Below are 1259 nucleotides of genomic sequence, written 5' to 3'. Positions count from 1 at the left end.
TGCCATCCGCAGCCACCTGAATAGTTACGAAACGAAAAGATAAAGTAACGTAAAAGATAAAGTAACGTTGGAAGATGTGGCCCGTGAAGCAGGCGTGTCGTTGGGCACAGCGTCTAAAGCTCTTTCATGCCCGGACAAAGTCAAGCCTAACACCCTGAAAAAAGTGTTGGAAGCTGTCTCTGCAATGGGGTATGTCCGTAATGGCGTTGCACGATCACTGGCTGCTCGGAAAACATGGCGAGTGGCGGTGGTGTATCCCACGCTGAAGAACCCGATGTTCTCTAATTCGATCGATTCCTTGCAGCAAAGCCTGCTGGAAATGGGCTATCAGTTGGTCATTGGAAGCCATGAGTATAACCAGAAGCGTGAGGTCAAGGTGCTTCAAGCATTGGTTGAGAGCGGTGTCGATGGGGTGATTCTAGTGGGCACCGATCACGACGATACGGTATTTCAGATGCTCGAAACGTATGACATCCCATATTTGATGATGTGGTCGACCGACGAGACGAGTTACCCCCATACCATCGGCTTCTCAAACCGTCAGGCAGCTTATGAAATCGCCAGGCATGTAGTGGCCAAAGGGCATCGGAAGGCCGCAATTTGCGGTGGCCCGGCTGAGGGAAACGAGCGCTCTCGGCAGCGCCGAGCGGGATTTCTTGACGCCCTCGAAGAGGCAAGTATCTCCGTCAAGCCGGAGTGGATCATCGAAACGCAATTCTCACTCGATGGTGGGCGAGAGGCGATCAAGCGATTGCTGGCGGTCGGGGAGCTGCCAACGGTACTAATTTGCGGTACCGACCTGCATGCCATTGGAGCGATGCATCAGTGCCAACTGAGCGGTATCGATGTTCCCGGGAGATTGTCCATTACGGGCTTCGACGATATCGAATTTGCCAGTGCCATGATTCCTAGCTTGACCACTGTGAGAGTGCCAATGCATGAAATCGGTGTCGAGGTGGCTCGAACTATCGTTGCGATCATCGATGATGGGGCGTCAGTCGAAGCGATCGAGCTCGAGACGCTGATCATCGAGCGTGAGAGCCTGAAGACGTTGACGGAGGGCAAGAGAGGTGACTGAGACCAAAGGTTAATATCGAATGCTGTATTTACTCTGCTATCTCTTAAGGAAATGAACTGAAGGTGACTCACCTTTTTTTTGAAGCCAAAATGAAGCGCTTCATTTTTTAGCATGGAATATGAAGCGCTTCATTTTCCGGCAGCAGACTCTGAGTTAAGCTCAAGTCTGGTGGATGGGAGGA

1 protein-coding gene is annotated in these 1259 nt (G+C 51.5%); it reads left to right on the top strand.

The features are described 5' to 3' along the window. Positions 1–76: 76 nt before the first annotated feature. Positions 77–1078 carry a LacI family DNA-binding transcriptional regulator gene (locus CCD76_RS19330; protein WP_256961399.1) on the top strand — a complete coding sequence of 334 codons (1002 nt, stop codon included), beginning with the start codon at positions 77–79 and terminating at the stop codon, positions 1076–1078. Positions 1079–1259 lie beyond the last annotated feature (181 nt).

This window comes from Salinicola salarius, from assembly GCF_002179555.1.
GTDB lineage: Bacteria > Pseudomonadota > Gammaproteobacteria > Pseudomonadales > Halomonadaceae > Salinicola > Salinicola salarius_A.
This window is presented reverse-complemented; position numbering and strand designations above follow the sequence as displayed.